A 26292-nucleotide genomic window follows, 5' to 3' on the forward strand; every position below is an offset into this window, starting at 1 on the left:
AGTCTAAGCCTAATCAACAAAACTGTAAGATGAGATATGAGCTACTACATCTAATCTTGTTAACACCAAATCTATTGTTTCGTTGAAACTAATTCAATAATTTCACCAGTAGACGTATCCACTCTTATTTCTGTATGTTGCCCTGAGTGCTGAAGTTGATTTTTTAAATCAGCATTAATCAGTTTGAGCTTATCTATTTCAGCGTACATTTCTTGTAATCGCACCAGTAGCTTTTCAAAATCCTTATCGATTTCCTTAGGGTCAATCTCGTTTTTTTGCTTTTCTTTTGCTAACTTTATTTTCAGTTCTGCGACCTTGGCTCTAAGCTCTTTAATTAGTTCGTCCTTCTTCTTTTCTTCCCAAGCTAATTCAGCTTCTTCAATCTCACCTCTTAAATTTACCCACTTTTCCTCCACTTTTGATAAGTTTGAGGTATTCCTTTTGGCTCGTTTAGCAACAGCATTTTTGGTTATTTTGCTGCCATCAGATTTCATCTCATCAAATGCACGTTTGATATCATCGTATGCGCTACTCATGCTTGTTCTCCTTGGTTTGTATGCGCTTTGCCTTCATCTAATACATAGTCAGCTGCTGCTATATTATTTTTCCAGTGAATAGCAAATAGCTCGTAATCTTCTTGCTCTTCTGTGGTTGATGCTGCATATGCCTCTAGTTTCTGGGTCGCATCTTTTTTTATCACTTGCCAATTGACCTTGTGGCGTTTGGTAATGATTTTGCTACCACAATACACACAGCCACTAGGGATTCCTGCTCCTTTTATCTTGCAAGCTTCTCCCGCAGTGCAGTACCCCGTAGGCAAGCCACGTATGTTTTTAATATTTTTGACGAGAAATTTTTTCAGTTCTTCAATTGAACTGAAATGGATCTGCTTAATCACAGTCGAATCTTTACTTTGACTATCAGTAATACCTATTATCAGATCTTTAGATGTTTTATTAATTTGCTCACCAGCACCACCTTTAAGTGATTGTGACTCGGCTTCATCTATTAACTCTTCTGCAACACGGTCAATTAAAATCTCATTAAACTCTTCAGTAGTTTTAATTAAAGTTGTTGAGGCCAAAAATGCTCTTCGAGTATAAACAAACGTCATTAGGCTAGTTAAATGTTTAAATTGATATCTAATATCATCAAGCTCACCTAATTTATTGGCAATGACAAAGTAGGCCAACGTATGTCGAAACATGTGAGCGGTTAATCTAAACGTATCGCCTTCTTCGTATGGGACACCTCTATTCTCTCCTCTAACTTCTTTGTAGTTAGATTCAAGGCGTTCAAGCTCTGCTATATCATCATCGTCTAGAGTTAAGTCAAAAAGCTCAATGTTTTCACTGTTTTTAACCTCAAATTTTGTGAATCGCCCAGCATCGCTAAAACTAACACTACAGTTACTATGTGAAACCCCGAAAAGACGGTTTCTTTCTAACCCTTCTTTCAAATTGTGTGCTTGACTACTTGTTATATTGGCTCTGCATGAAGAAAGTACAGCTTTTGCCCTTTCTTGCATACCGATCACATATTTTTCGTAAATACCAACACACTCATGTACTTCAGCGTTTGAAAACCATTCCATCTCAACCTTACTGTTGTCGGTTTTGGTCATAATTGCCGTAATGTAATAAATATCATCTTTGTAATTGGCACAGCCAACCTTGCATGTAAGTACTTCGTTATATCTCATACCTGTATAGGCCAAGATATTAATGTATGTGGCTAATTTTAAATCTTCTAATTCTTCGGATAATTGAATGAATTCCTCTTCATTGGGTAAGTTTCTTACATGTTTTTCTATTAGCTCACCTGTACTCATTTTGGGCGGTGGTTCAACGGAGCCTTCATGTAAACTATCTATTAAGCGTGCATTTAATTCTAGCCATCGTTCTATCTTATCCTTAGAGTTTTCAACTATTTTTTCTGCAAACTTCAGAATTTTTTTCATTACTTTAGTAGGAATGACAGGGTGCGAATAAGTGACTGGTCTCGGATGGTGTAACTCGTTTAGTTGGTTAAGCACATCAATAAAAACACTACACACCTTAGGGCCAAAAAGACGAAAGCTTCGCTGCACGTCAAATAGTTTAGTAAATGAGTGTGATTGTCTGTAAATAGCTATTTTCCCGACTTCATATAAATAGTCTTTTATGAGATTCCTAACAACTAAGTCAGATTTGAACTCCAACTCATGAAATGAGTGATAACCTCTTTGTCTTAAGAAGGCTGCAATTAAATTTAGATACGTTACATCATTTTGAAGTGTAGAGATTTTTAGAGGTTTACCTCCTACAACATCACCATGTGTGAGTTTAATTAGTGAATAAATTCGAATTTGATATGCTAATTCATCAACACCTTTAAAATTCACATTTCTTTGCGTTTCTTCATAGCTTATCCAAGTGTCATCGCCAAAGTGAATAGTGCCATGTTTAGCAATATTCAATGCTCTGTTTTCCCACAAAGCAATCGAATTAAAAGCGCTAGTATCATCAACTTTAAAATCTTCTAACACCTGAACCAAAGGTTTTATAGTGATTTGACCTGTATGTGTTTTTACAACAGCGATATCAAGTAGTTTTGTTTTAGTTATCTCTTTGGTCATAGCAAGCCTGTGTTTTTCCAATGAGGATGAATACCCTCTGTTCTCAATAATTCTTTTCCATCAATCACAGCTTGAGCATTAAGCTTGGCAATATCAGTTAATATTTCGTTAACTCTATTTTTCAACTGCTCTATGTTTTCCAGTTGCTCTGTTACAGAGTCAAATGTTGCGGCTGAGTTTTCCATATCAGCAACAACAAAATCCCGGTATGACAAAAGTTTCCAAACATGCAATGCGTCAGCAACACAGCGATAGAACGGACACCACAAGCATGCGTTAAAGTCGGCACATGCATGCTCGTTTGTATCTCGCTGGTCTAATAATTTCCTGTTTTGTGATTCGAATGCCACTACTGCGGATTTATCTTTTGAGTTAATGCATGTGCCATTCGGGACTTTTTTACCGTCTTCTGGTGGAGTCTGCAAAATGATTACTTTGTCGGTAACATCGCGAACAAAATAGTCTGCCATTGTTTTTGTCGCTCTGTTGATTGTCATTGCAACATCTTTGTTATCTTGCATTAAATAATGACGCAAGAACGTTTCATAAGAGTGCTTGCCAGCTTTTTGATACCACTTAAATTCTTTGGCAACTTTTCGGTAAATGTAGTTAAGCCCTGATTTTCTGATCTTTTGCGAATTAAATACGATATCACACCCAAGCTCAGTCAATATCCTATCTATAGTGGTCTTGAAACGTGATGCTGTTAATAATTGAATCTTTACTTCTCCAATACTATTTACTTTGGGAAAAACAAAAATTCTTTTTGATAGGTTCTCAATAGAAGGGCGGTAAATAGACGTAAGTTTAGTCGCAGCCTTAATATCAAATATTACTGGTTCGACAACGTCGCCGTATAAGACGCCTTCTTTTTCTAGATCTTCGGCTTGAATTTCAAATTTATGCCATTGTGTTTGATAATTAGCTCGGCGTTTAAATAAACGAAGAGCAGGAGTTTTACTTGAATGTAATGGCGTGTTAAAGAAAAATAAGTCGTCAGTATCAAGCTCTAGCGTAGGAGTTGAATTCCAACCAGTTTTCAATATGACTTTTGCTGCATAAAGTGTAACTTTGTCTTTAATTGTGAGTAAGGTCTCAGAAAGCCCTTTTTCTATGTAATATGCTAATTCTACTACTTCTCTATATGAGTAGAGCTTATCTTGATTCTGAGAGAGTTGCTCTTGATGTTGTGCAGTTAATTCGGTGTTGACCGGAAAGCTTTTAATAGTATCTAGACCATAAAACGATAGTAATTTGTCGATAGCGCTCTGATATTGATTACCAACAAAAACCGACAAGTCGCCTTGTTTTGATTTTAGTTGAATTGCCTCTCTTATAGCCTTTAGTATCTCACAGTTATTTTCAACAAAAGCATGAACCCCATGACTGGCAATAAGCTTCATTTGTTCATCTGTTAATGATGATGCATTTTCTTTCAATGCTCTAGCCATACTACCTATGTAACCTTTGAGAGTGACGATACCTATGCTCTCGCCATCAATTCGCTTTGTAAAAACTTTATGGTATTCGACTAGGTTTTGATAAAATTTATAGGCATTGTCATATACCCACTCATGCTTCTGCCATTCGGTAGTGTCACTTTCTTTAAGGTAATAGCCCAATGAGTAGGGTAATAAACTTTCCTTTGCGATTTTTTCACCCGTAACAAAGTGGTAAAGGTCCAATGCAGCGTTTAGTAGCAGTAAAAACTGCTGGTTATTTTGAGTTTCTTCTTGGTAATGCTTATAAAGGTATTTAAATCCCTGAAGGCCATTTTCTGCAAACCCTTGAATTCCACGCTCACTAAGCAGCTTAATTATTGGTGATGCTACGCTACCAGCACTATTCAACCACCTTGGAAATGATAAAGTTGAGGATCTAACTCTTGTTGTATTAGCTTCCGAAGCGCTTGCTATCTGATTTTTCAAAAAAGCATCAACTTCATTGCCAAATTTGGATGATATGCTTTGTGCATACCCTATTACTTCGGCTTCAGTTTTAAATTGATTGACTCTAGCTTTACCCCACACATCGGGTAGTATAAATTTTAAAAAAGTACGGAAGTTGTGATTGCATATAAATGATGAAACGAATTCCCTATCCTGTAATGTTGCCAATAATGGCAGTTTGACGCGTTCAGTATTCTTAAAAGTATCATGTAGACAAAGATTTATAATAGCTGTCGCAGTTTTGAGGATATTGTCCCTAATAGAAGAATCTTTGAGGCTTAATTCTGGAAGGACGAGATAGTCCAGATATTTATTTAGTAATTTACGAATCTCTTTTACTTGATGGAATTCAAGTTCGAATAATTTAGTTATGTCGATTGAAGTAGCCCCATTTACTAGCCTAAAAGGAGCGTTGATAGCGTTATCATAAAAATGAAACTTAGCTAAGTTTTCTAAGGCTTCTTCTATACGAGTAGCATAACTAGGTAGCTTGACATCATTTATTTCATTAATGCAAAAGTATTCCAGTTCTTGCCAAATTTCAAAGTCTGATAGAGCATTTAATCCCGAAGTTTGAATTGATGTCGCAGTATCTGTACTAACCTTATTAAGGGCTAGAGGAAGAGTGTGTTGTAAACTGACACAAGCATTCCGCAAGCGACTCATTGAAATAGCAGTGTCGTCATCTGCGCTAATATTGTTTTCTTTGTCATATGCCCTGTTAAATAAAACGTCTAACTGTTTGGCTAGAACAATTGAATGAGGTTTAAATCTAGCAGGAATACGATTGGACTTCCGCGTTTTAACTTGCTGCTGCATCTTCAGCCTCACGCATCAGTAATTCGTCAACATCACCGTAGATATCTTTCACCCACTCTGACATTGCTCCGTATGCATCCACTGCTACACTTTTGGCAAAGTCGATGTAACGTTTGGTTGTTTTAAAACTTTCGTGACTCATCAAGGTCATTAGTGTCTGTCTGATGGAACTCTCCGATTCACCTTTGTCAATTAGGTATTTAGCGACATAAGTAGCAAAGGTAGCGCGTAAGTCATGGAATGTGCGTAATAGTATTTCTAATCCCTGCTTCCTTTGTTCTTTTCTAACTATGGAAATAGTATTCCCCGGTGTATCTTCGCTTATCCGCGATCCTGAACTATTCATAAACAAAGGAAGCGGATGTTCACTATTGTCCATACCATGATTAGTCTCATGTTTGGTACGTCGCTTCATATTTTGAATTGTCAAAGTGTGATTGTACAAAAGCTTCATTAGAACTCGCGCTATTGTTAATCTCACTGGCTTATGTCCTTTTCGTACAATGTTCAATTTTGGAATACGTTTCTCGTTTTCTTTTTCATCAGGATCAAAAAGGTCTTTCTGGTCGATGGCTGAAATCTCAAAAGAACGAAGTCCACCTAGCAAAGCACATTGCAAATAAAGTTTATAAGTCTCTTTTTGAGCTGTATTCGTCTCCAGTAACTGTTTAAGTTCTTTTGGAGAATATGGTTGTAGACCTTTGTCTGGTGAGTCTTCTTTTTGTTTCAATGTATTTGGAATGCTCAAATTACTGACCCATTTCCATAAGCCCCCAGAACGATTGTTGCTGGTAGGTAATTGAAACAACGAACTGACACCTGATTTAGCTTTTGTTTTAATACGTACCTGTTTATATTCGAGCGAAAAAGGGAGGCTATCTATAGCCCCGCGTTTATGACTCCATATATAGAATGCTTTAACCGCTCTAATTCGTTCTTGAGCACTGTTAAAGCTTATGCGTTTAGACTTATCTTTGGTTTCGATTCTTTCACACAAATGCTCGTGATATCTCCACACAGGTAACCTAGAAATCTCATCATCTACAGACTGTTTCGAAAGTGGCGCGGCTATTACTTCAAAATAGGATGCACCATCTTTATCCAACCAATCTAAGAAAGCTTTTAAGTGCTTAGCTATACTGCGAACAGACTTAACATCTAATGGCTTTCCCGGTTGGCTGGCATGATAAGCGTCACTAAAAGCCTCATTGTCTATTTGATTCTTTTTGAGACTGAAATGACCTTCAAAGCGGTGCATTAAAAATAAGTTCATTTCTTGGCATTCTGTGAAGCGAGTCGGGTGATATAGCACTGGAAAATTAGGTTCTATTTTATCGTGCCTATATGAGTGAGTTCTGATGCCTTTTTCAGTCTTAATAGGTTGCCCTGATTTATCGAGGTGAAAAGACATTCCTTTTCCAAAGTTGACTGATGTTTTAATTATTTTAGTTTTTGTTGTATTTCGAAGTATCATTTTCGTTCACCTTTGATTCTTAGCTAGAGTATGTGTGTAAAAACTTTTTTGTTCAAGTTTATTAAGGGTATGATAGTATTATATCAATTCGGGGGTGATATTAGATGAAAGTCAAAATTTAACCGCCTCTCAATTGAAGACCATAATCACCCGCTGCGGTGAGGGCACGAAGTTAATTTGCTCAGGAAACTTAGCGCAAATCGATAGTAACTATTTAACCCCTGTTACCTCAGGTTTAACCTATATTGTTGAACGATTTAAAAATTTTGAAGGAAGTGCAACCGTTAACTTGAATGGTGTTGTTCGTAGTCGCTTGGCAAGCTTCGCTGAAGAAAATTTATAACTTGCCAGTGAATCTTTGCCTCGTTAATCTAGGTGTTACCGAGGCAAGGTACTTAAAATCGAGTGAATTTTTTACCACTAAAGCATTATTATCGTTCTCTGGCCGTGGCGCTTATTGTGCCATTGCTGGTGGCGTTTATTCTGTGTTTACACTTATATAATCTAAAGCTAGAACGCTCACAAGAAAGCCGACAAAGTAGTTTTAATAATATCTCTGCTCAGCTTGGTCATGCAATGCATGCGGCTGATGGATTGATTGATACGATGTTTAAGTTGTATGAGCAACCACTATCATATGACTTCGACCCCAACTGGGCCCGCAATGTAAATCAGTTTGATCACTACTATTATCAACCCATAAAGGGAGGAGTGGGTGAAATTGTGGGGCAAGGTAAATTTGCATCCACTGCCTTTGCTCTTACTCAGTGGCGTCAAGTGCTTGCATTAGGGCCCTCGTTCAACACAACGCTGGCATTGATTCAATCGTTGCAAGGTGTTGCCTATGTTAACGAACAGGGTTTTGTTTATATAAAGCGCCGTTCAACAGCTGAAAGTGAATTGCTGACGAGTGTGTTGGATAATAAATTTAGACCGTCGCGTTTAAATGATAAAGCGCTGGCCTCAAGTGCTGTTATTACTGTTAATGGCCACGCGTACTTTGCAATAGGAAAAAGACGAGCGTTACAAAGCGACGACTACATCATTTTAATTTATGACTTAGAGGCAATCTCTAAGTGGTTAATGAAAATTGCCCCGAGTAACGGCGAATATATTTTCATTAATCAAGATAACCAAGTAATAGCCAGCTCAAGTAAAATATTAAAAACAGCGATTAATGCCGATGATTATTGGCCCGAAAGTGAGATAAACAAAAACACAAAAAGTCACAGTCACTTAGTGCAACCATCGTCTGATTTACCAATTTATACCCGTTACTTTGAATCTCAAAAAGCACTCAGTGGGCCTGTCCGCTACGACATGTTTATAGAATTTGTGTTCTTAAGTGTTTTTTTAGTCATGATGTTCAGCGCGGTATTTTGGTTGAGTCAGCGCATATTTGTAAAGCCAATGACTCACTTGATGAATTACCTAGAAAAACATGATGAAGGCCAACATACACTGGTAAATTATCGTATTCCTGCTGATTGGCAACCTTGGTTTAGCCGAGTTAAGCGGGTTTTTACCCGTAATGAAGAGCTTGTTCAATCATTGCAAGAGGCGAACAAAGCGCTTGATTCACAAGTGCAAGTTAAATCAAAACAATTGCGCCGCAGTATTGATGCCAAAGAACGTCATTTAGCCTTACTGAACACCATGCTTAATAATGTGCCAGATCTTATTTATTTTAAAAATATTGATGGTTCATTTTTAGGCTGTAACAAGGCGTATGAGAGTTATATCGGTTTACCGCAAGAAAAACTCGTTGGCCAGCAGTTATGTGATATCAGTGACGATAACGGCGAGCTAAGTGAACTTGAGCGACAAGTATTACAAGACCGCCAAGTGTATCAAAAACGTTTAGTAACCAATGATAAAACCTATCATTTGAGTATTGCGCCTTTTTATAACGAGCATCAACAATTATTGGGAACTATGGCGATAGGCCGTGATATTACTGAGCAGCACGCGGCATTAAACGCATTACAAAGCTCTGAAGCCAAATTACGCAGTGCAATGGAGTACGCTGCTAATGGGGTTATATTACTGTCTCTTGATTACCGCGTACTGCAAATGAATAAAGCGGCGCGTAAAATATTTTCACTAGAACGCAGTGATACCTTGAGCAGCCAATATAGGTTGGATGATTTGTTTGGCGAGCAATCACTAGACACGTTAAAAGGTACCTTACTTGAATTGCTCAGCGAAAAGAAAAAAGTGTATCACTTTAGTTTGCCCCAGCAAGAACAAAAATGTTGGCTACAAATTAGTGTTTCATTGGTATGGAATGGTGAAAAAAATCCAGATTACTTTGTTGTCCATGTCCAAGATATCACTGACTTAATACAAGCTAAAAATGACGCCGAGCGTGCCACATTAGCTAAAAGCCGCTTTATTGCCAATTTAAGTCATGAGATACGCACCCCACTTAATGCCGTACTGGGGCTAATAGATGTGATTGCGTTGCAAGGCTTGTCGTTGGAGCAGCGCACACATGCTGAGCAAGCGAAGTCAGCAGCCAACAGCTTATTGTCTTTATTAAACCGTATGCTCGATTTTGCCCGAGCCGAAAGTTCGCAAGTTAAATTAACTAAAGCCCCCTTTAGCCTGTCTGATTTAATTAATTATTGCGAAGGAATCGTCGCGCCACTGTGTAAAACGAAGGGGTTGGAATTCAGCGTTGAGTGCGATGAAAAGATCAATTCTAACCTAAGGGGCGATCAAATCTGTTTACAACAGGTGTTAGGTAATTTACTGACTAATGCCGCTAAATTCACAGAGCAAGGAAGCGTTAAATTAAGTTTAAACTTAGTCGAACAAACCTCTGAACAACAACTAATTTGCTTTGCTGTAAAAGACACCGGTATTGGGATTAGCGATGCGGATCAAAGTCGCTTATTTGATGCCTTTACACAAGGTGATGAGTCACTAACGCGTTCACATCAAGGCGTTGGGCTTGGGCTTGCAATTGTAAAGTACGAAGTGGCGTTAATGGGTGGCGAAATAAAACTAGCAAGTCAACGAGGCAAAGGCAGTGAATTTAGTTTCTGCTTACAGCTAGATAAAACCAGCGAACCGGCGAAAAAGGCGGTTGTATCCCTCCCTTCTAGTGCCGATTTATCGGGTCTATTAGTGTTAGCCGTAGATGACAACCCACTTAATCTAAGCATTATTAAAAGTATTTTAGAGCAAGCCGATATCACCGTTGTGTGTGCAGACAGTGGTGAAAAGGGCATTGAGCTTGCTAATTGTCTCAGACCCGACCTGATCTTCATGGATATTCAGATGCCCCAGATGGATGGCTGCCAAGCTACGCGTATAATTCGCCAGTCATTCACGAAAGAGCAAATGCCGATTTATGCATTAACAGCGCACAGCGAAGCGGCTGACATAGAGCAATCCGTTGCGGCGGGCATGAATAAACACCTCACTAAACCCATTGTTGCCAGTACACTGTTTTTGGCGATGAGTGAGCTTGAAGTACAGAAACAGGCTTTTTTTGACCGTACGTTTGTTCTCACTCAGTTTTCAAATAATACAGAATTAGTATTAACTATGCTGTCAAAGTTTGCGACCATGGCAGCACAACAGCTATTACAAATTTCAACATTAAAGACCACCGATGAGTTGATCAGAGTTGTCCATAATGTGAAAGGGTCGGCCGGTAATCTAGGCTTTAAACGTTTGTCAGCCTGCGCTCAGCAATGTGAGGCTAAGCTTAAAGCACAAGGCGAACTCCCTGAGTTATTAAACGATGAGTTGCAGTGGCAGATTAAACAAGTCATTGCATTTATCATCGAACAAGGATCTACAGATGCTAAAAAGAGCCAAGGTACTGATTGTTGATGACGATCCGTTGAACCGTTTGGTATTAGAAAAAACATTACAGCAAGATTATGATGTTTTTTGTGTTGAAAGTGGTGAAAAGGCACTGACGTTTTTAAAAACACAGTCCGTTGATTTATTGATTCTGGATATTGTTATGCCCGGTATTGATGGGTATGAGGTACTGAGCAAAATAAAAGAAAATACCGTCACAAATATGCTGCCTGTTATTTTTATTTCTGCTAACTCGAGTCATGACGACGAAGCAAAAGGCCTCGAGCTGGGGGCGATGGATTATATAACTAAACCCTTTAGTGCTGCGATTGTTCGTGCGCGTGTGCGTAATCAGTTATTAATCAAACAAAAAAATGACTTGCTCGAAATGCTAGCGTCAATCGATGGCCTGACTGAAATTCCTAATAGACGTTATCTAGATGAAAATCTTGCCCGAGAATGGCGTCGCTGTCGTCGCGATCAAACCCCTTTGTCTGTATTACTCATGGATGTGGATCATTTTAAACGGTTTAATGATTGCTATGGCCATCGAGCGGGTGATGATTGCTTAAAACGAATTGCTCATGCGCTTGTTGGGGCCTGCGAGCGAGGCAGTGACTTTGTGGCGCGCTATGGGGGGGAAGAGTTTGCGGCTGTTTTGCCTAATACAACGGCAACACAAGCAGTCGCATTTGCTAATAAATTACGACATGCAGTGAGTAATTTAGGTATTCCCCATACCGCTTCGTTAAATTCGGATCATGTGACAATTAGTATCGGCATTGCGACCACAGAAACAGGCCAAGTATACGCTGAACAAACGCTGCTTGAAGAAGCTGACTTAGGGTTATATCAGGCTAAAGATGGCGGACGTGACCAAGTTGTGTCGAGATTAGTGAATGTGAGTGGGTAAAGAGTAGGCAAGGCCTACTCTGCCATTTTCGGCTAATTAGCCATTGCTCAGTGATTTATAAATGGTATCACCAACGCCAATTAGCTTATCGTTTTTAAATACCAGTGGTGTGCACTCATCTTTTGTCATTTTACCATCAGAGTGAATGCTATGAGTGGCATAAAACAATACTTGGTAAACATCGTCACCTTGTTTTAGTAATTCAGTGAAGTTAGGGGTGTGAAGTTTATTAAGTACCACTTGGTAGTTAGTATCAAGTGCAAGAGTCGAAATGATTTCGCGGTTATTTTTGTGCTGTTTTTGCCAGCTCGTCGATGAATCACCTGCCCAATGTGTTTCAGCTTCACCATCGGATACTGCAATGACACAGCCAGTTAAAAATGGTGCAGTAAGCGCTGCAATTAAAAGTGCTTTTTTCATTATTTTTTTCCCTAGAATTTAATGTTTACGTTGCTCTTAATTAGCAATCAGCTTGCCACATTTTAAAAAGTAAATTAAATCAAGTGATTAGCTTTTAATTGGTCAATTGGCTAGGAGCTTTTTTGCAAACCAGTTCGCTCAATTGACCAAAAAATTGCAATTTAGACCAACCTATTGCGCTCATTTCCTTGGTTAAATGCTTTGATATTTAACGCGATTTCTTTCACTAAGCGAATAATAGACTCTTTACTTGCCCAGGCAATGTGCGGCGTAAGTAATAAATTGTCGCCAGTGTATCGGGCAAGTGGGTTATCTGCCTCGGCGGGTTCTTTACTGAGTACATCAACACCCGCGCCAGCAATCACATTATTAGCAAGCGCAGATGCTAAATCAGCCTCATTAATAATCCCTCCACGGGCAGTATTAATAAGGATGGCAGAGGGTTTCATCATGTTCAGCTCATGAGCCGCAATTTGATCGCGAGTTTCTTCTGTTAACGGGCAGTGAACACTGATTATATCAGCCGTTTTTAATGCTTGCTCAAAACTAACGCGACCTTCACGCGGTGTATGTCCTTTACGTTCACTGATAATTACATGGGCACCAAATGCGGTTGCAACTTCAGCAACCGCTTTGCCCAACGAGCCGTAGCCAATAATTGCTAAGGTTTTCCCCGCTATTTCATTAAAGCTGTAATCTAAGCGACAAAACATCGGACTCTGCTGCCATAAACCTTGCTGGCAATCACGAATGTACTTGTGTGTGTTACCAAGCAGATTGGTGATCAATGTAAACGTGTGTTGAACCACTGAAGGTGTTGAATATCCGGCCACATTGGTCACGGCGATGTTATGGGCTTTTGCTGCTGGTAAATCAATATTATTGGTGCCTGTTGCAGCAACGCAAATTAATTTTAATTGAGGTAACTGCGCCATTGCTTGTTGATTTATAACTACTTTATTCGTTACTACTACATCAGCGTCTTGGCAGCGTTCAATTAATTCGTGCTGATTAGTTAGGTTATAGCAAGTGAGTGAACCTAATTGTGCCAGCTCATCTAACGAAGTGTCTGCTAATGTGGCGGCATCAAGGACGACGATATTCATATACTTTCCTTATTAATTTTTGCTTGACCTTAGGGTGTACTCCAAGGTTTATAGTGAGCATAATAAATAAACGCTTCACAATGGAGACAGTGATGAAAATAGGTGAGTTTGCCCGTCAATTAGGCGTCTCAACAGATACGTTAAGGTACTACGAAAAACATGGTTTGTTAACGCCAAGTTCGCGTTCTGAGGTGGGATATCGGTTTTACTCTGATGCAGATTACAAGCAAATGTCGTTCATTTTGCGGGCAAAAAACGTTGGTTTTAGTCTGTCTGAAATAAAAGAGTTATTGCAAATTAAGTTTCATAAAAATCAGCATTCATGCCATGAGGTTAAAGCAATGACATTACAAAAACGTGATTTAGTGGCCGCACGCATTGCTGAACTCACGCGTTTTTATGACTCTCTTTCATTATTAGCAGATAAATGTTGTGGTGGTGAAGAGCCCGCTGAGAACTGCTCGATACTGACGACACTGGAGGATATTGATGGACTTACTCAATAATTTTTGGCAGTTATTCTTATTATCTGCCCCATGGCTAATGTTAGGTTTATTGATTGCTGGTTTATTAAATGTGTATTTACCGGCCAATTTTCTCAATCGTCACTTAGGAAAAGAGGGGCTTTGGACAACCATTAAGGCTGCTTTTATTGGTGCGCCTATGCCATTGTGTTCGTGTGGTGTTATTCCAGCAGCAATAGGGCTTAGAAGAGCGGGAGCATCGAAAAGTGCGACGACGGCATTTTTAGTTTCAACACCCGAAACAGGCGTTGATTCAGTGTCAGTCTCGTATGTTTTATTGGGACCATTTATGGCCATTATACGCCCAATCGCAGCGGTGTGCAGCGCGATAGCTGCGGGTGTCTTGGTTGGGAAAGACCATGAAATTCATTCACAGCATAAGCATCAAGCCGCCACTGCAGATGATAATAGTGCAGGCTGTTGCAGCAGTAATACCGCAGCTGAAGTTAAAAAAGAGCCGAGCTGTTGCAGCAGCAATACTTCGGCTGAAGTTAAAAAAGAGTCGAGCTGTTGCAGCAGTAATACTTCGGCTGAAGTTAAAAAAGAGCCGAGCTGTTGCAGCAGTAATATCGCAGCTGAAGTTAAAAAAGAGTCGAGCTGTTGCAGCAGTAATGCTTCGGCTGAAATTAAAAAAGAGCCGAGCGGCTTTAGCACTGAAGATTCTGCATCGATAAAAGCAGACCGTTGCTGTAAAAGCGAAAAGCCCAGTCTTTCGATAGAGAGCCGTGTTGCTAAATTTAAACGCGCTATTCGTTTTAGCTGCAATAAACTGTTAGAAGACACCATGGTGTGGCTGGTGATTGGTCTCTTTTTCGCGGCGCTAGTGCAAACGTATGTTCCTGAGTCTTATTTAAGTCAATGGGGAAGCGGTATTTTTGCGATGCTGGTGGTGATACTGATTAGTATACCAATGTACATTTGTGCGACTGCCTCGACCCCGATAGCAGCAGGGTTACTGTTAAGTGGCGTATCCCCTGGTGCGGTATTGGTGTTTATGCTTGCAGGTCCTGCGACGAATATCGCCACCTTGGGAGTGGTGGGAAAGGAGTTAGGTAAACGCGCGGTGTTTGCTTATTTAACTGGGGTAATCGGAATGGCTTTACTGTTTGGCTTTTTAACGGATTACTTAGTGGATGAATTTGGCTTTGTAGTGGCTCCCATGATGGGCACTGAACACGAGGTTCTACCGCATTGGTTAAGCCTTGCTTCGGGTATCATTTTGGCTATTTTAATGCTGAGATTAGTGTTTAAAATGGCATTAAAAAAGTTCGTTGATACTGGTAAGAGCATTGCCTAATTAATTGTTGTAAAAATAAAAATTTTATCAGTATAAGGAAATATTTAGGTTAACTATCGCGTCTCGGTTCGCATTTAAAATTGCCTGAGTTATAATCCGCCAACTATTTAAACGGTACGCCATGCGTGCCGTTTTTTAACTTAAGCAGTTTTTATGAGTGAATGTGTGGATAAATACGCCGATATTAGACCTTACAATGATGACGAAGTCGCTGATTCAGTCGCCCGATTAATTGCTGATAATGCCTTTGTGGATGTTATCGCCAAGTATAATCTGCCGCGCTTTTTATCTTATTTTCCATTTATAACTCGCCCATTAGTGCGCCAGCAATTAAGAAAAAAGTGGGGAAATACGCAATCTGTTGAGCAAGTTCAACAAGAGGTGGCCAGCTATTTAAATAAACTGATCACCCGTACCACATCTGAAGTGACATTTTCGGGTCTTGATAAACTGGATCCAAAACAAGCGTATTTGTTCATTTCAAATCACCGCGATATTGTCTTGGATCCTGCGTTAGTTAACTGGGGTTTGTTTAAACACAACATGCCGACAGTGCGCATCGCCATTGGTGATAATTTGCTGCAAATTCCGTATATCACTGAGTTAATGCGCTTAAATAAAAGCTTTATAGTGAAACGTTCAGCAAAAGCACCCAAAGAAATGCTCAAAGCGTTATCACAACTCTCAGCCTATATTTATGATTCATTGTCAGAGGGCCATTCAATTTGGATTGCACAAAAAGAAGGGCGTGCAAAAGATGGTTTTGATCAAACGGATCCTGCACTGCTTAAAATGTTGCAGCTACAAGGTCGTAAACAGAAAAAAGAATTTGCTGATTACGTTCGCGAATTAAAAATAGTGCCAGTCTCTATCTCGTATCAATATGAACCGTGTGCGATTGCGAAAGCGAAAGAGCTTTATCACAAACAGCATCACGGCCAATATGTAAAGCAACAAGGTGAAGACATTGCCAGCATTGTTGAGGGCTTTAGCACAGCAAAAGGGCATGTACATTTAGCGTTTGGTGAGCCAATTGAATCTGGCTGCGAGTCACCAGAAGAGCTTGCAAAAACGATTGACCAGCAAATTGTTGATTCGTTTTTCTTACACCCAGGTAACTATATTGCGGGGGGGTGTAAGCAGGCCGTGATTGATAAAAAAGATGCTGAAGCGTTTAATGCGCGTTTAGCTAAAGTACCTGAAGAGTTAAAGCCACTGGTTTTAGCAATGTACGCGAAACCTTTTCATCGCAAAGCAGAACTTTCTACGAGCGAATCAGATTAAATAATCTAAAGTTGATAGAATGCGTTCGCATTTAAATCAATGTGCTAATTACTTTTTTAAGCAATGTTTTGATTCGTTAAATGAGCCACTTTTTGAAGTGGCTTTTTTTATGATTAATTTTCGGGCTATACTTCTAAGATGATTAATTAACTGGCAATTGTGATGCAACAAATTGAAATATTTGAGATCCCAAGCCCTTGCAAAGGGATTTGTCAGGTTAATAATCGGGGCTATTGTAAAGGCTGTTATCGCAGTCGCGATGAACGGTTTTACTGGAATCAGCTGAGTAATGCTGAAAAACGCAAAGTAATCAGCTTATGTCAGCAGCGTTATAAGCGTTATTTACAGAAAAAACAGTTGGCAGAAAATAACCAACCGACACCTGAACAAGGCGGATTTGATTTTTAAAACTCGGTGAGATTGTATTTCGTTTTTAGCGTGCGCACCGTGCCATCGGCTTCAAGCTTTTTAAGAATATTTGTCAGTTGCGGAATAAGTGCTGCGTGGCGTTTATGCACAAAGTGAAAGCTTTGCATCGACATTAAAATCTCTTTATTAAAAGCCGCTTGGTTAAAGTCAGGGTGTTTTGTAGAGAGTAAAAAGTCTAATAAAATGGTGCCTTCAACGCGTTTTTGAGTCAATAAATTCAATTGAGCCGTGACGTTTCTTACCTTTATCACATCACCTTTAATGGGATTTTCTTCTATGTAGCTCTGTGCTGCGGGATAACTTGACTGAATAGCGAGTGACTTAAGATCACGATAATTGCATTGCTTGCAGTTTTTTAATAACACAAGGTTAAATTCGAACAGGGGAAAGTCGACCTTTAATAAATTTGGATAATCGCGGGTAACAAAATCAATACGCCCTAACTGTCCATCAAGCACACCTTGGTTTGCAGCTGCTAACGAACCTTGATGATTAAAATCAATAACGTGAAGCTCATAACCTATCTCTTTATAAGCGGTGCTCAATAAGTCAACCACATAACGTGCTTGCGGTGTGTCGGCTGGGCGATTAAAAATTAAAATATGAGAATTTGCGCTGCTAGGAAAGCAAAAAAACAGCAGAATAATGGTCAAACTAGGTATCAGAAATTTTGGCAACGTGCGTTCCTTGCGAGCATGTATTCGGCGTTAATTTACTGTTATGTGTTTCCAAAATCAAGGTTTAAAATAGGCGATTAATTTGAAGCAACTTTGTTATACTTCATAAATCAATACACTGTTGCTGAGAAAGTATGAGCTTTAATTTATGTAAATTGCCTCGAGAGCAAAAATATCAAATTCAATTAGACTACGAAGCCTCTTTTTGGGCCTACCAGATTAAGCGTGGAAAAAATACCCGCGAAGGGGTGTATACAGCAATTAATAATCGTCCTATGTCAGAGCAAGCCTTTTTAAAACAACAGTTTGAGCATTATTTATCCTTAATGAGTTAATCATGACGGAGCTGAAATTTTGTTTACTTGACGCAATCAAAACCCCGTTGGTAAATAAGTTTTACGATAAACACAATGCGCGGGGGCGTGCCACTAAAGCTGATCAAGTGTGGGTGGCGTACCATGGTTTGAATATCGTTGCGGCATGTCGGGTTCAAAATAAAGCGGGCTTTTTATTTTTATCAACTCTGTATGTTGATGCTGCATGGCGAGGTAAAAAAGTAGCCTCACAGTTACTCACCACGCTTATTGCTGAACAAAAAGGGACAGTTTTTACCTTTGCCTATGAAAATCTGATTGATTTCTATCTAGTAAATGGGTTTAACTATACATTAACATTACCCAATTCTTTGCAATCGTTGTTTGAGGTATATGCGCATCGCAATATCGTCGCGATGCACTTTACGTGTGACACCGCGCCAAGTTAGTAATTTGGAACGTCAATGACTAAGTTCTTTTCTTTATCAGCTCTACTCATTATTGTGATTTGTGGTTTGTTTAGTCATTCCAGTTTTGCGCAAGTGAAACGCTTGTCAACCAGCGAAGGGTTGTCGCAAAGTTATGTCAACACGATGCTTATCGATAACAGTGGCTATTTATGGTTATCCACTGAGGGCGGTTTAAATCGTTATGATGGCTATGAGGTTGTGCATATCAAAGGCCCTAATGGAGAGCTTGAAGACGCCATCATTGACCGCATTTATCAAGACCCCCAAGGTTATATTTGGATAGCATCTTTGCAAGCAGGGCTATTCCGTTATGATCCGAGTACTGACAGCTACCAACAATTTATTGCAAAGCCCACCACCGAAGAGCAAATTTTTATAGAATCTGTGTTTAGTATGGTTGCGGTTGATGACAAAACGCTCTGGCTAGGCCGAGGCTGGGATTTTGCAAAACTCGACTTAGAAACGAAGCAAGTCACGTCTATTTTTGAAATACCCGATCGTGTAAAAAGCAGCGTTATTCGTGAGTTGTATCCTTATCAAGGTTACATATTTATGGGCACGAGTAATGGGGCGTTTGTTTATGAAATCGCATCGGGCCACGTAAGAAAGCTTGAGCATCTAAGCCAAGCGCCAACACACATGTATCAAAACTATGTGAAGTCGTTTGCCGTAATAGATGAGCATACTTTGTTGGTCGGGGCTGTTCGGGGTTTATACGAAGTCGATATTAGCAACTTACCAGAGATGTTTAATACGCCTGAGGTTCAGTTTAAAAATAAGACCCTAATTAGCGACTTAAATATTTGGGAAATTATTCCACAAAATTCAACGATTACCTTGGGAACCGATAAAGGCTTATTTAACTTTACTCGGGCAACCGGCGACTTGGTTAAAAGTACACGCTTAAAAGACAACGGTTACACCCTTGCTGATACAAGTATCATTGATATCGTAAAAGATCGCTCCGGAGGCATGTGGTTAGCCACCAAGAACGATGGCGCTTTTTATCTCTCGTATGATAATTATAACTTTGTAAATGTGGTGGCCAATTCGATTAAGGGTGACGGCTTATCGCATCATTCAATTTGGGGTATTGCAGAGTTTCAGGGCAGGCTGTGGCTTGCGACCCACAATGGTCTAACGGCCGTTGACTTAGACACGTATGAAAGCGAAGTCTTTTTAAAAGACTACCAAATAGATTTAATCACGACCGAATTCACTGTTTACCAAATAATGCCTTATAAAGCGCAACTTTGGTTGCACACGAATCGGGGAATTTTTAGCTTTAATCCAAAGACGGGTGAAGTAACTCCCGTTAAAACGGCAGACCCTAAGCAGCAAGAACTCATTAACGATTGGGTGCATGGGGTTCTATTAATGCCGTCGGGCGATTTGTATTACGTTCACCCCGATTTCGGTATGTTTGTTTACAATATTGATAGCCAAGAGGTGACACGTTTAGGCGGTAAATTTGATGAATTTGAGCCTTTCTTAGCCTATGGGTTCTTGCCGGCCTTATCAAGCAAGCCCGATGCACCGTTATTTTATAATGCGGGGATCTTATATCAGGTTGATCCTCACAGTTATGAACTGACCACCATTTATACGGTGCCTGAGCAGCATGAAAATGTTGCTGTGAATGTGATGTCTTACATTATTGATAACAATAATGTCTTGTGGTTATCGTTATCGAATTTTGGCTTGATTGGTCTAGATGCCACAACGTACGAGCATATCTACACCATTGATCTTGAAAAAAATAAGCTAGGCACTTTATTGTACGATATGGTGCTTGATGAAGCCGGAATGATTTGGATGAGTAGTCATAAAGGGCTGTGGCGACTCAACCCCGATAATATGCACTTTCAACAGTTTACTGGTTCAGAGGGGCTTTTTTCTACCGAGTTTAATAGTGGCGCATTTACCAAATTAAAGTCTGGGCAAATTGTTTATGGCACCCTTAAAGGCTTTACCTATTTTTACCCGATGGATAACCACTATCAGCAAGCTTTGATTGATCACGTTAATATCACCAACTTGGATTTAATGTCTCGTGACTTACCTGCTGAGCTTAAACAGCCAATAGACAGTGTGGTACTTGAGCATGATGACATCGGTCTCGAGGTTGCTTTCTCAGCCATGGCGTTCAATTACCAAGAGCGTATTATTTATGAGTATCAACTTGGCGATGGGCAAAAAACCTACACGCGAAATAATAACCGTGTTCTTTTTCCAAAATTAAGTGCAGGCAAGTACCACCTTAAAGTGTGGGCAAAAGACCCCTTAACGGGAGATTTAACCCCGCCGGCAACATTAAACATCGAAGTAAAATACCCACCATGGCGTGCGCCACATTTTATTTTGCTTTACCTTATATTAGCGGCGCTACTTGTAGCTGCTTGGCTCTTTAGACGTAATCGTATGCAGCAAATTTTGCTTGCCGCACACAAAGAAAGTAAAGAAAGTGAGGCGCGACTAAAACTTGCATTAGAGGGAAGTCATTCTGGTGTTTGGGATTGGTCGTCGCAAAGCCCGATTATTTATCAGCCTAGGCTGAAAAATGAACTGGGCTATGACAGTGACAGTGTTAATCTAGATGACTATTTGGCAAAGATTCACCCACATGATAAACAAACCTTTCGCTTAGAGTGGCTGGAGTTTTTATCAACTCAAAAAGGCTATTTTAACTGCACGTATCGTTTACGACACGCCGATGGTCAATGGCGTTGGTATAAAGATTTCGGCAAGGTGGTTGAATGGCAAGACAACACGCCTGAGAAAGTGGCTGGCACCTACACGAATATGACCCGAGAACTGGTATTTGAAGAAAACGCCCGTTTATTTGGTGCGGCGTTTGAACAAACCCGAGACTGGGTGTTTATTATGGATAAAAACTTGCGTATTCGTGCTACCAATCAGTCGTTCCAAAGTGCCTTTGGCTTTCCTGCTGATCCGCGTTCGAGTCGTTCTTTAACTCTCGGGTTGTCTATTCCGGCACGTATTCACTATTTACGAGTAATGCAAAAACTGCAATCAGGTGAACACTTTTCAGCAGAAGATGTTGTTGAAGTTGCCAACGGCGAAAAGCGTCAAGTGCTCATTAAAATAAGTGCTGTTGCGGGGAGTAATCGTCAACTCGACAGTTATGTGATTATTGTCACTGATATCAGCGCGCAAAAGCTGGCTGAGAATGAACTGCACTTATTAGCCAATTACGACACGCTCACCGGATTGCCGAACAAAACATTATTCAGTGACCGTGTAAGCCATGCTATCGAGCAAGCTGATTACCATCAAACGAAAGCAGCCTTGTTAAATGTAAATATTAAGCGATTTAAATACTTTAATGATTCATTGGGTCACGAAGAGTCTGATGAGCTTATCAAGCGAGTTGCAAAGCGATTGAAACAAGTGCTGCGCCCGCAAGATAGTTTGGCAAGGTTTGAAGGTGATGAGTTTGTGATCCTCGCTGAAGATCTCAAACAGGTCGATGAGCTATTATCGCTGTGCGCGAAAGTTATGGACTGTGTTGAAAGCCATATTGAGCTTAATCAACAAGCGGTAAAAGTGAACTTAAGTGTTGGGGTTGCTGTGTATCCCGACGACGCCCTCGATACAAAAGCGCTGTTAAAAGCGGCGAATGTTGCCCTCTACCATGCTAAGCGGTCTGTGGAGGGACGTTATCAGTTCTATAAGCAAGAGATGAATTTACAAGTGCAGCGGACTCTGCATTTAGAGTCACAATTAAGCAAAGCGTATCAAGAGCATGAATTTTGTAATTACTATCAACCCATTGTTAGTTCAAAAACACGTCAAGTTGTAGGGTTAGAGGTGTTATTACGCTGGCCTAGTAATGATGATTATCAGCCTGAAGACTTTGCCAATGCTGCTGAAAGCTCAGGGCTTATCACCAAAATTATGCTGCAAACTTTATCGCGTGCATTAATCGAGTTACGACAATGGCGCGTGTCGCACCCCGATTTATATATCTCTATTAACTTATCGGCATTTGATTTTGAAAGTACTCATTTAGTCGAAAATATTCATCAAGCTTTAACACTCAGCCATGTACCCGCCAGTGCTGTTGTATTCGAAATTACTGAATCAGTGATGATGCGAGATTCAGAGAAAGCCCAATTAAGCATGAATAAATTAAAAGCATTAGGCTGTAAAATTTATATGGATGACTTTGGCACGGGCTACGCTTCTCTAACGTATTTAAAACGGTTCCCGGTTGATGTTTTAAAAATAGATAAAAGCTTTGTGCACGATATCGGGGTTGATAAAGATGACGAAGCTATTATTAATTCAACACTCACATTGGCGAAAAGCCTAGGCAAGGAGTGTGTTGCTGAAGGGGTTGAAAATACCACCCAGCTTCGCTTCTTACACGCTCGTGGTTGTGAATACTTACAAGGTTATTTGTTTAGTAAAGCTGTTCCGGGGGATGAAGTAAGCCCCTTGTTAAATGCGCAGTGGCATGCAGAATTTGATGACTAAACCAGATAAAGCCGCGGGCTTTATCTGTTTTACTGTTAATCTTGGCGCTTACCGCAGTGACGGCAATAAAGATTACTGTGGCGATTTTTAAGTTCGTTATGAATCGCCTTGTTTGCTTCTTGCTTACTTAAACCGAGCTTGTAACGCAGATTCTCAAGGTGTTCTTCTTGAATCGCTGATAAATGACCATCTTCCATTGCTTCATGCACCGCATCAGTAAACAACAAACGGCGCTTACGAAGTTGCTCAGAAAAGCTGGATGCTAATAAACCGGTAGGAATTGCCACCATTCCCATACTGACTAAGGTAATGGCACCCCCAAATAATCGTCCAAGCGGAGTAACAGGCACCACATCCCCATAACCTACAGTCGTCAGAGTGACCATGGCCCACCACATAGCCGATGGAATAGAGCCAAACTTGTCGGGTTGCACATCGTGCTCAATTAAATAAATTCCGCATGATGCAATGATCAGCACAACCGCCATAATGAAAAAAGCGGCAAGCAAAGAGCTACTTTCATCGCGAAATGACTGTAACAACAGCTGCATAGCTCGAGAATAGCGGGTGAGTTTAAAGATACGCATTAAACGTAGTACCCGCAAAAAGCGCAAATCAACACTGACGAAAACCATTAGCAAGGTCGGTAAAATGGCAATAAGGTCGATGAGTGCTAAGGGAGAAAAAAAGTATTTAATACGAATTTTTGAGTTGGTTAGCGGGCTCTCTTTATGGGCACTTTTATCGACACATGACCAAAGGCGCAAAATGTATTCGAGCGTAAAAATACCGACAGAAATAAGCTCGAGCATTAAAAACTCATGCTTATACTGTTTAGCGAGGTGACTTACAGACTCTAAAACAATGGCCACCACATTGATCATGATAAGTGACATTAAGAACACATCGAGTGCTCGTCCTAGGCGTCGGTACTTGCCGTTTCCTTCAAAAACACGGGCGGTATAAGTTCTTAAGCGATGCAACGTTCTAATCCGTTTTTAAGTTAAATTTAACAGCATATTGATGCTGCCTTCTTCAAAGTCGCGGGTAATTTTAAAGCCCAGTTTACGCGCAAGTTCGATCATGCCGGTGTTTTCGGGTAATGTTATTCCGGCAATGCGTTTAACCCCTTGGCTTTTGCAATGTTCAATAGCGGCATTCATGAGTATAGTGCCAAGCCCTAAACCTTGACAGTCAGAGCGTACCACAATTGCAAATTCGGCTTCTTGTTTATCAGGATCCATTAATACGCGAGACACGCCTAGCGTGCATGCAGAGCCATTTTGCTCTTGGCTAACAATGAACGCCATTTCACGGTCGTAATCAATTTGTGTCATTTTTGCCAGTTGGTCGTGATTAAACTGTGGCAGTTCGCCAAAAAAGCGTTTGTAGCGATCTTCTTTTGTTAACGATTGATCAAACTCAAGGTGCGCCTGTTCATCTTCGGGTTTTATTGGTCTAAGTTGAGCTTGAGTATTGTTTTTTAAAGTTACTTCTTTGACCAACTCAATGGGATAAGGGCGTATACACAAGCGCTTGCGGTTTGCTTTTGCTTTGTAGCGGCTTAAGCTTATTGTGGCATCAAGAACTAAAAATTGCCCGTTGCTAGCAAGGATAGGGTTGAGCTCTACGCTGGTAATATCAGGCTGGTCTATTACCAATTGTGAGATACGAGTGAGTAGGGCACATAAACGGTATTTATCGACTTTTTCCGGTAATACGCGGTCTTTTAACACGCCTTTGTCGTGGGCTGCTGCAATTAAATATTTCGCAAGATTCATATTAAGAGGAGGAAGCGCGACCGCCGCTTGCCCAAACTCAAGGCCTGTGCCTGCTTCGCCAAGTAAAATAACAGGGCCAAAGTTTGGCTCTGTTTTAATGGCGATACGCAGTTCATTTGCGCCGGCACGGGGGGCCATTTTTTGCAGTGAAAATCCTTCTATATGCGCATCAGGATAGGTGTTTTTAATTCTAAGCAGCATCGCAAAGGCGGTTTGCTCTACTTCTTGTGCATCGTTTAAGTTAAGTACCACACCGCCTACTTCTGATTTAGACGGAATACTGGGGCTAATTAGTTTTAACGCCACTGGAAAACCAAGCTCAATGGCTTGTTCTTTCGCCTCTGTAGGCGTGTAAGCAACTTCGGTTTGAATACAGTCAATACCATAGTGGGTTAAAATTTGGCTTGCCTGATGTGTTGATAAGTAGCTTTGCTCATCGAGCAGAAACTCATTGACCAACGCCTTGGCAGCTTCTTTATTTATTTTCGCATCATCTGTATTTGATTCGGGTGTCTGTGTTAAATGTTTTTGATTTCGACGATAACTTACTAAGTGCATAAATGCCCCCACCGCGCCTTCAGGAGTACGGTACGTAGGAATCGCATTATTGGCACACACTCGACGCGCAGCGTAAGCAGCATCTTCTCCCATAAAATTGGTCATCACATAAGGGCGCGCCATTTTGGGAATTTTTTGCAGTGTTTCAACAATAATTTCAGCGTAATCTTCGCTAGGGGCAAGGGCCGAAGGAGTATGAATAATCAAAAGATTTTTAACTTCTTTTGCTTGCAGCAATATCTCTAGAGCTTGTTGATAACGTTTAGGTGCTGAATCGCCAAAAATATCCACTGGGTTTGAGGTCATCTCTGATTGTGGAATAACTTTATTAAGCGCTGCGCGTGTTTCATCGCTAAGCTCTGCTAACTTACCTGAACTTTGTAATAAGGTATCAACGGCCATCACACCAGGCCCACCGCCATTGGTGAGAATAGTGAGTTGCTCAACTTTTAGAAGTTTTGGGTGCATTGCCAGCGTTTGTGTGGCTGCAAATAGCTCCCGCAAATCGTTAACGCGAAGCATCCCCGCACGTTGAAAGAGTGCATCATACACAGCATCTGAACTTTGTGTTCCACCGGTGTGGATTTCGGCGGCCAGTGCCCCTGCGCTAGTTTTACCTGTTTTTATGGCAATAACAGGTTTGCTGAATGCTGCAGCACGGGCTGCTGAAATAAAATTGCGAATATCTTCAATGTTATCAATATATAAAAGAATGGCTTTGGTTTTAGCATCACGGCCTAAAAAGTCGAGCAGCTCATCAAAGTCAATATCCAGACAGTCACCAACAGAGACAAAATACGAAAAGCCAATTTCTTTGTTTTTAGCCCAATCAAGTATGGTTGAACACACCGCGGCTGATTGCGAAACAAAAGCGAGCTTACCTGGGCTTGCAATTGTGTGCGAAAAGCTTGCATTTAAGCCAATATGCGGAATTAATAAGCCAAGGCAATTAGGCCCAAGTAAAGATACATTTGCCGTTAAAGCGGCTTCTTTTAGAGCCAGCTTTTGCTCAGGGTTAAGCCCCGCAGCAATCACCACCGCGTGTTTACAGCCTATTTCACCCAGCTCATTAATAATATTTATTAAGGTATTTTTGTTAGTACAAATAACAGCAAGGTCTGGTATTTTTGGTAACTCGGCAATACTTGGGTAGGCAAGTACACCATGCACCGCCGTGTGATTTAGACTCACGGGCATGATTGGACCTTTAAAGCCTCCTTGCAAAAGGTTACGCATTACCACAAAACCGGCTCGGTTAGGGGAATTAGAGGCGCCAATAACAGCGACTGACGTTGGATTAAAGAATTGGCTAATGCGTTTAACGCTCATGCTGTGTCCTTT

At 40.5% G+C, this 26292-nt stretch carries 18 protein-coding genes and 1 pseudogene; 10 read left to right on the plus strand and 9 right to left on the minus strand.

The window, feature by feature from the left end; translation table 11 throughout:
- Positions 1-71: 71 nt before the first annotated feature.
- The 4 genes from BWD47_RS11640 to BWD47_RS11655 are packed head-to-tail and all read right to left on the minus strand — an operon-like array spanning position 72 to position 6859.
- Positions 72-536, minus strand: a complete 465-nt coding sequence (locus tag BWD47_RS11640; RefSeq protein ID WP_075594021.1) for a hypothetical protein — start codon at positions 534-536, stop codon at positions 72-74.
- Complete coding sequence (locus BWD47_RS11645) at positions 533-2617, minus strand: hypothetical protein (protein WP_075594022.1); 2085 nt, start codon at positions 2615-2617, stop codon at positions 533-535. Before BWD47_RS11645 ends, BWD47_RS11640 begins: the two co-directional genes overlap by 4 nt.
- Complete coding sequence (locus BWD47_RS11650; RefSeq protein WP_075594023.1) at positions 2614-5385, minus strand: hypothetical protein; 2772 nt, start codon at positions 5383-5385, stop codon at positions 2614-2616. The genes BWD47_RS11645 and BWD47_RS11650 overlap by 4 nt, the downstream gene beginning before the upstream one ends.
- On the minus strand, positions 5369-6859 hold the full coding sequence (locus tag BWD47_RS11655; protein WP_075594024.1) for a site-specific integrase: 1491 nt from the start codon (positions 6857-6859) through the stop codon (positions 5369-5371). The genes BWD47_RS11650 and BWD47_RS11655 overlap by 17 nt, the downstream gene beginning before the upstream one ends.
- Positions 6860-6944: 85 nt before the next feature.
- Here BWD47_RS11655 and BWD47_RS11660 point away from each other — a divergent pair.
- The 3 genes and pseudogenes from BWD47_RS11660 to BWD47_RS11670 all read left to right on the plus strand — a co-directional run.
- Positions 6945-7202: pseudogene (locus BWD47_RS11660) on the plus strand (PhoH family protein); the annotation flags it as partial.
- Between the two features lie 62 nt (positions 7203-7264).
- Positions 7265-10705 carry a PAS domain-containing hybrid sensor histidine kinase/response regulator gene (locus BWD47_RS11665; protein ID WP_065979679.1) on the plus strand — a complete coding sequence of 1147 codons (3441 nt, stop codon included), beginning with the start codon at positions 7265-7267 and terminating at the stop codon, positions 10703-10705.
- Positions 10674-11591: a diguanylate cyclase gene (locus tag BWD47_RS11670; RefSeq protein ID WP_074988935.1), complete on the plus strand. Its 918-nt coding sequence runs from the start codon at positions 10674-10676 to the stop codon at positions 11589-11591. The genes BWD47_RS11665 and BWD47_RS11670 overlap by 32 nt, the downstream gene beginning before the upstream one ends.
- Positions 11592-11627: 36 nt before the next feature.
- Here the strand turns inward: BWD47_RS11670 and BWD47_RS11675 are convergent, their stop codons facing one another.
- A complete protein-coding gene (locus BWD47_RS11675) occupies positions 11628-12011 on the minus strand; it encodes a DUF3192 domain-containing protein (protein ID WP_036966020.1) in 384 nt (127 codons plus the stop codon).
- 161 nt (positions 12012-12172) lie between these two features.
- Complete coding sequence (locus BWD47_RS11680; protein ID WP_065979680.1) at positions 12173-13117, minus strand: D-2-hydroxyacid dehydrogenase; 945 nt, start codon at positions 13115-13117, stop codon at positions 12173-12175.
- A gap of 92 nt (positions 13118-13209) precedes the next feature.
- Between BWD47_RS11680 and zntR the strand changes: the two genes are divergently transcribed.
- The 4 genes from zntR (at position 13210) to BWD47_RS11700 (ending at position 16630) form a co-directional block, all read left to right on the plus strand.
- Complete coding sequence (gene zntR / locus BWD47_RS11685) at positions 13210-13623, plus strand: Zn(2+)-responsive transcriptional regulator (protein ID WP_083202809.1); 414 nt, start codon at positions 13210-13212, stop codon at positions 13621-13623.
- Positions 13607-14938, plus strand: a complete 1332-nt coding sequence (locus tag BWD47_RS11690) for an SO_0444 family Cu/Zn efflux transporter (protein ID WP_083633664.1) — start codon at positions 13607-13609, stop codon at positions 14936-14938. Before zntR ends, BWD47_RS11690 begins: the two co-directional genes overlap by 17 nt.
- Positions 14939-15091: 153 nt before the next feature.
- Entirely contained in the window at positions 15092-16222 is a 1131-nt protein-coding gene (locus BWD47_RS11695; RefSeq protein WP_074988933.1) for a 1-acyl-sn-glycerol-3-phosphate acyltransferase, read from the plus strand.
- A 162-nt stretch (positions 16223-16384) separates the two neighbouring features.
- Positions 16385-16630 (plus strand): DUF1289 domain-containing protein, encoded by a 246-nt coding sequence (locus BWD47_RS11700; protein ID WP_036966031.1) that lies wholly within the window; start codon positions 16385-16387, stop codon positions 16628-16630.
- Here the strand turns inward: BWD47_RS11700 and BWD47_RS11705 are convergent.
- Positions 16627-17328: a transporter substrate-binding domain-containing protein gene (locus BWD47_RS11705; RefSeq protein WP_230235931.1), complete on the minus strand. Its 702-nt coding sequence runs from the start codon at positions 17326-17328 to the stop codon at positions 16627-16629. The two genes, BWD47_RS11700 and BWD47_RS11705, sit on opposite strands and share 4 nt — an antisense overlap.
- A 134-nt stretch (positions 17329-17462) precedes the next feature.
- Between BWD47_RS11705 and BWD47_RS11710 the strand changes: the two genes are divergently transcribed.
- The 3 genes from BWD47_RS11710 to BWD47_RS11720 are packed head-to-tail and all read left to right on the plus strand — an operon-like array spanning position 17463 to position 22612.
- Entirely contained in the window at positions 17463-17663 is a 201-nt protein-coding gene (locus tag BWD47_RS11710) for a DUF3283 family protein (protein ID WP_036966037.1), read from the plus strand.
- 2 nt (positions 17664-17665) lie between these two features.
- Positions 17666-18091, plus strand: a complete 426-nt coding sequence (locus BWD47_RS11715; protein ID WP_036966040.1) for a GNAT family N-acetyltransferase — start codon at positions 17666-17668, stop codon at positions 18089-18091.
- Between the two features lie 15 nt (positions 18092-18106).
- The gene (locus BWD47_RS11720; RefSeq protein ID WP_075594026.1) at positions 18107-22612 is read left to right on the plus strand and encodes an EAL domain-containing protein; all 4506 of its coding nucleotides are present in this window, start codon (positions 18107-18109) and stop codon (positions 22610-22612) included.
- Between the two features lie 35 nt (positions 22613-22647).
- On the opposite strand, the gene BWD47_RS11725 is transcribed toward BWD47_RS11720, so the two are convergent.
- Together BWD47_RS11725 and BWD47_RS11730 are read right to left on the minus strand one after the other, a co-directional pair.
- Complete coding sequence (locus BWD47_RS11725; protein WP_036966045.1) at positions 22648-23595, minus strand: ion transporter; 948 nt, start codon at positions 23593-23595, stop codon at positions 22648-22650.
- A 15-nt stretch (positions 23596-23610) separates the two neighbouring features.
- Complete coding sequence (locus BWD47_RS11730) at positions 23611-26280, minus strand: bifunctional acetate--CoA ligase family protein/GNAT family N-acetyltransferase (protein ID WP_074988931.1); 2670 nt, start codon at positions 26278-26280, stop codon at positions 23611-23613.
- Between the last annotated feature and the right edge of the window lie 12 nt (positions 26281-26292).

Source organism: Pseudoalteromonas sp. PAB 2.2 (assembly GCF_001938575.1).
Classification (GTDB): Bacteria; Pseudomonadota; Gammaproteobacteria; order Enterobacterales; family Alteromonadaceae; genus Pseudoalteromonas; species Pseudoalteromonas lipolytica.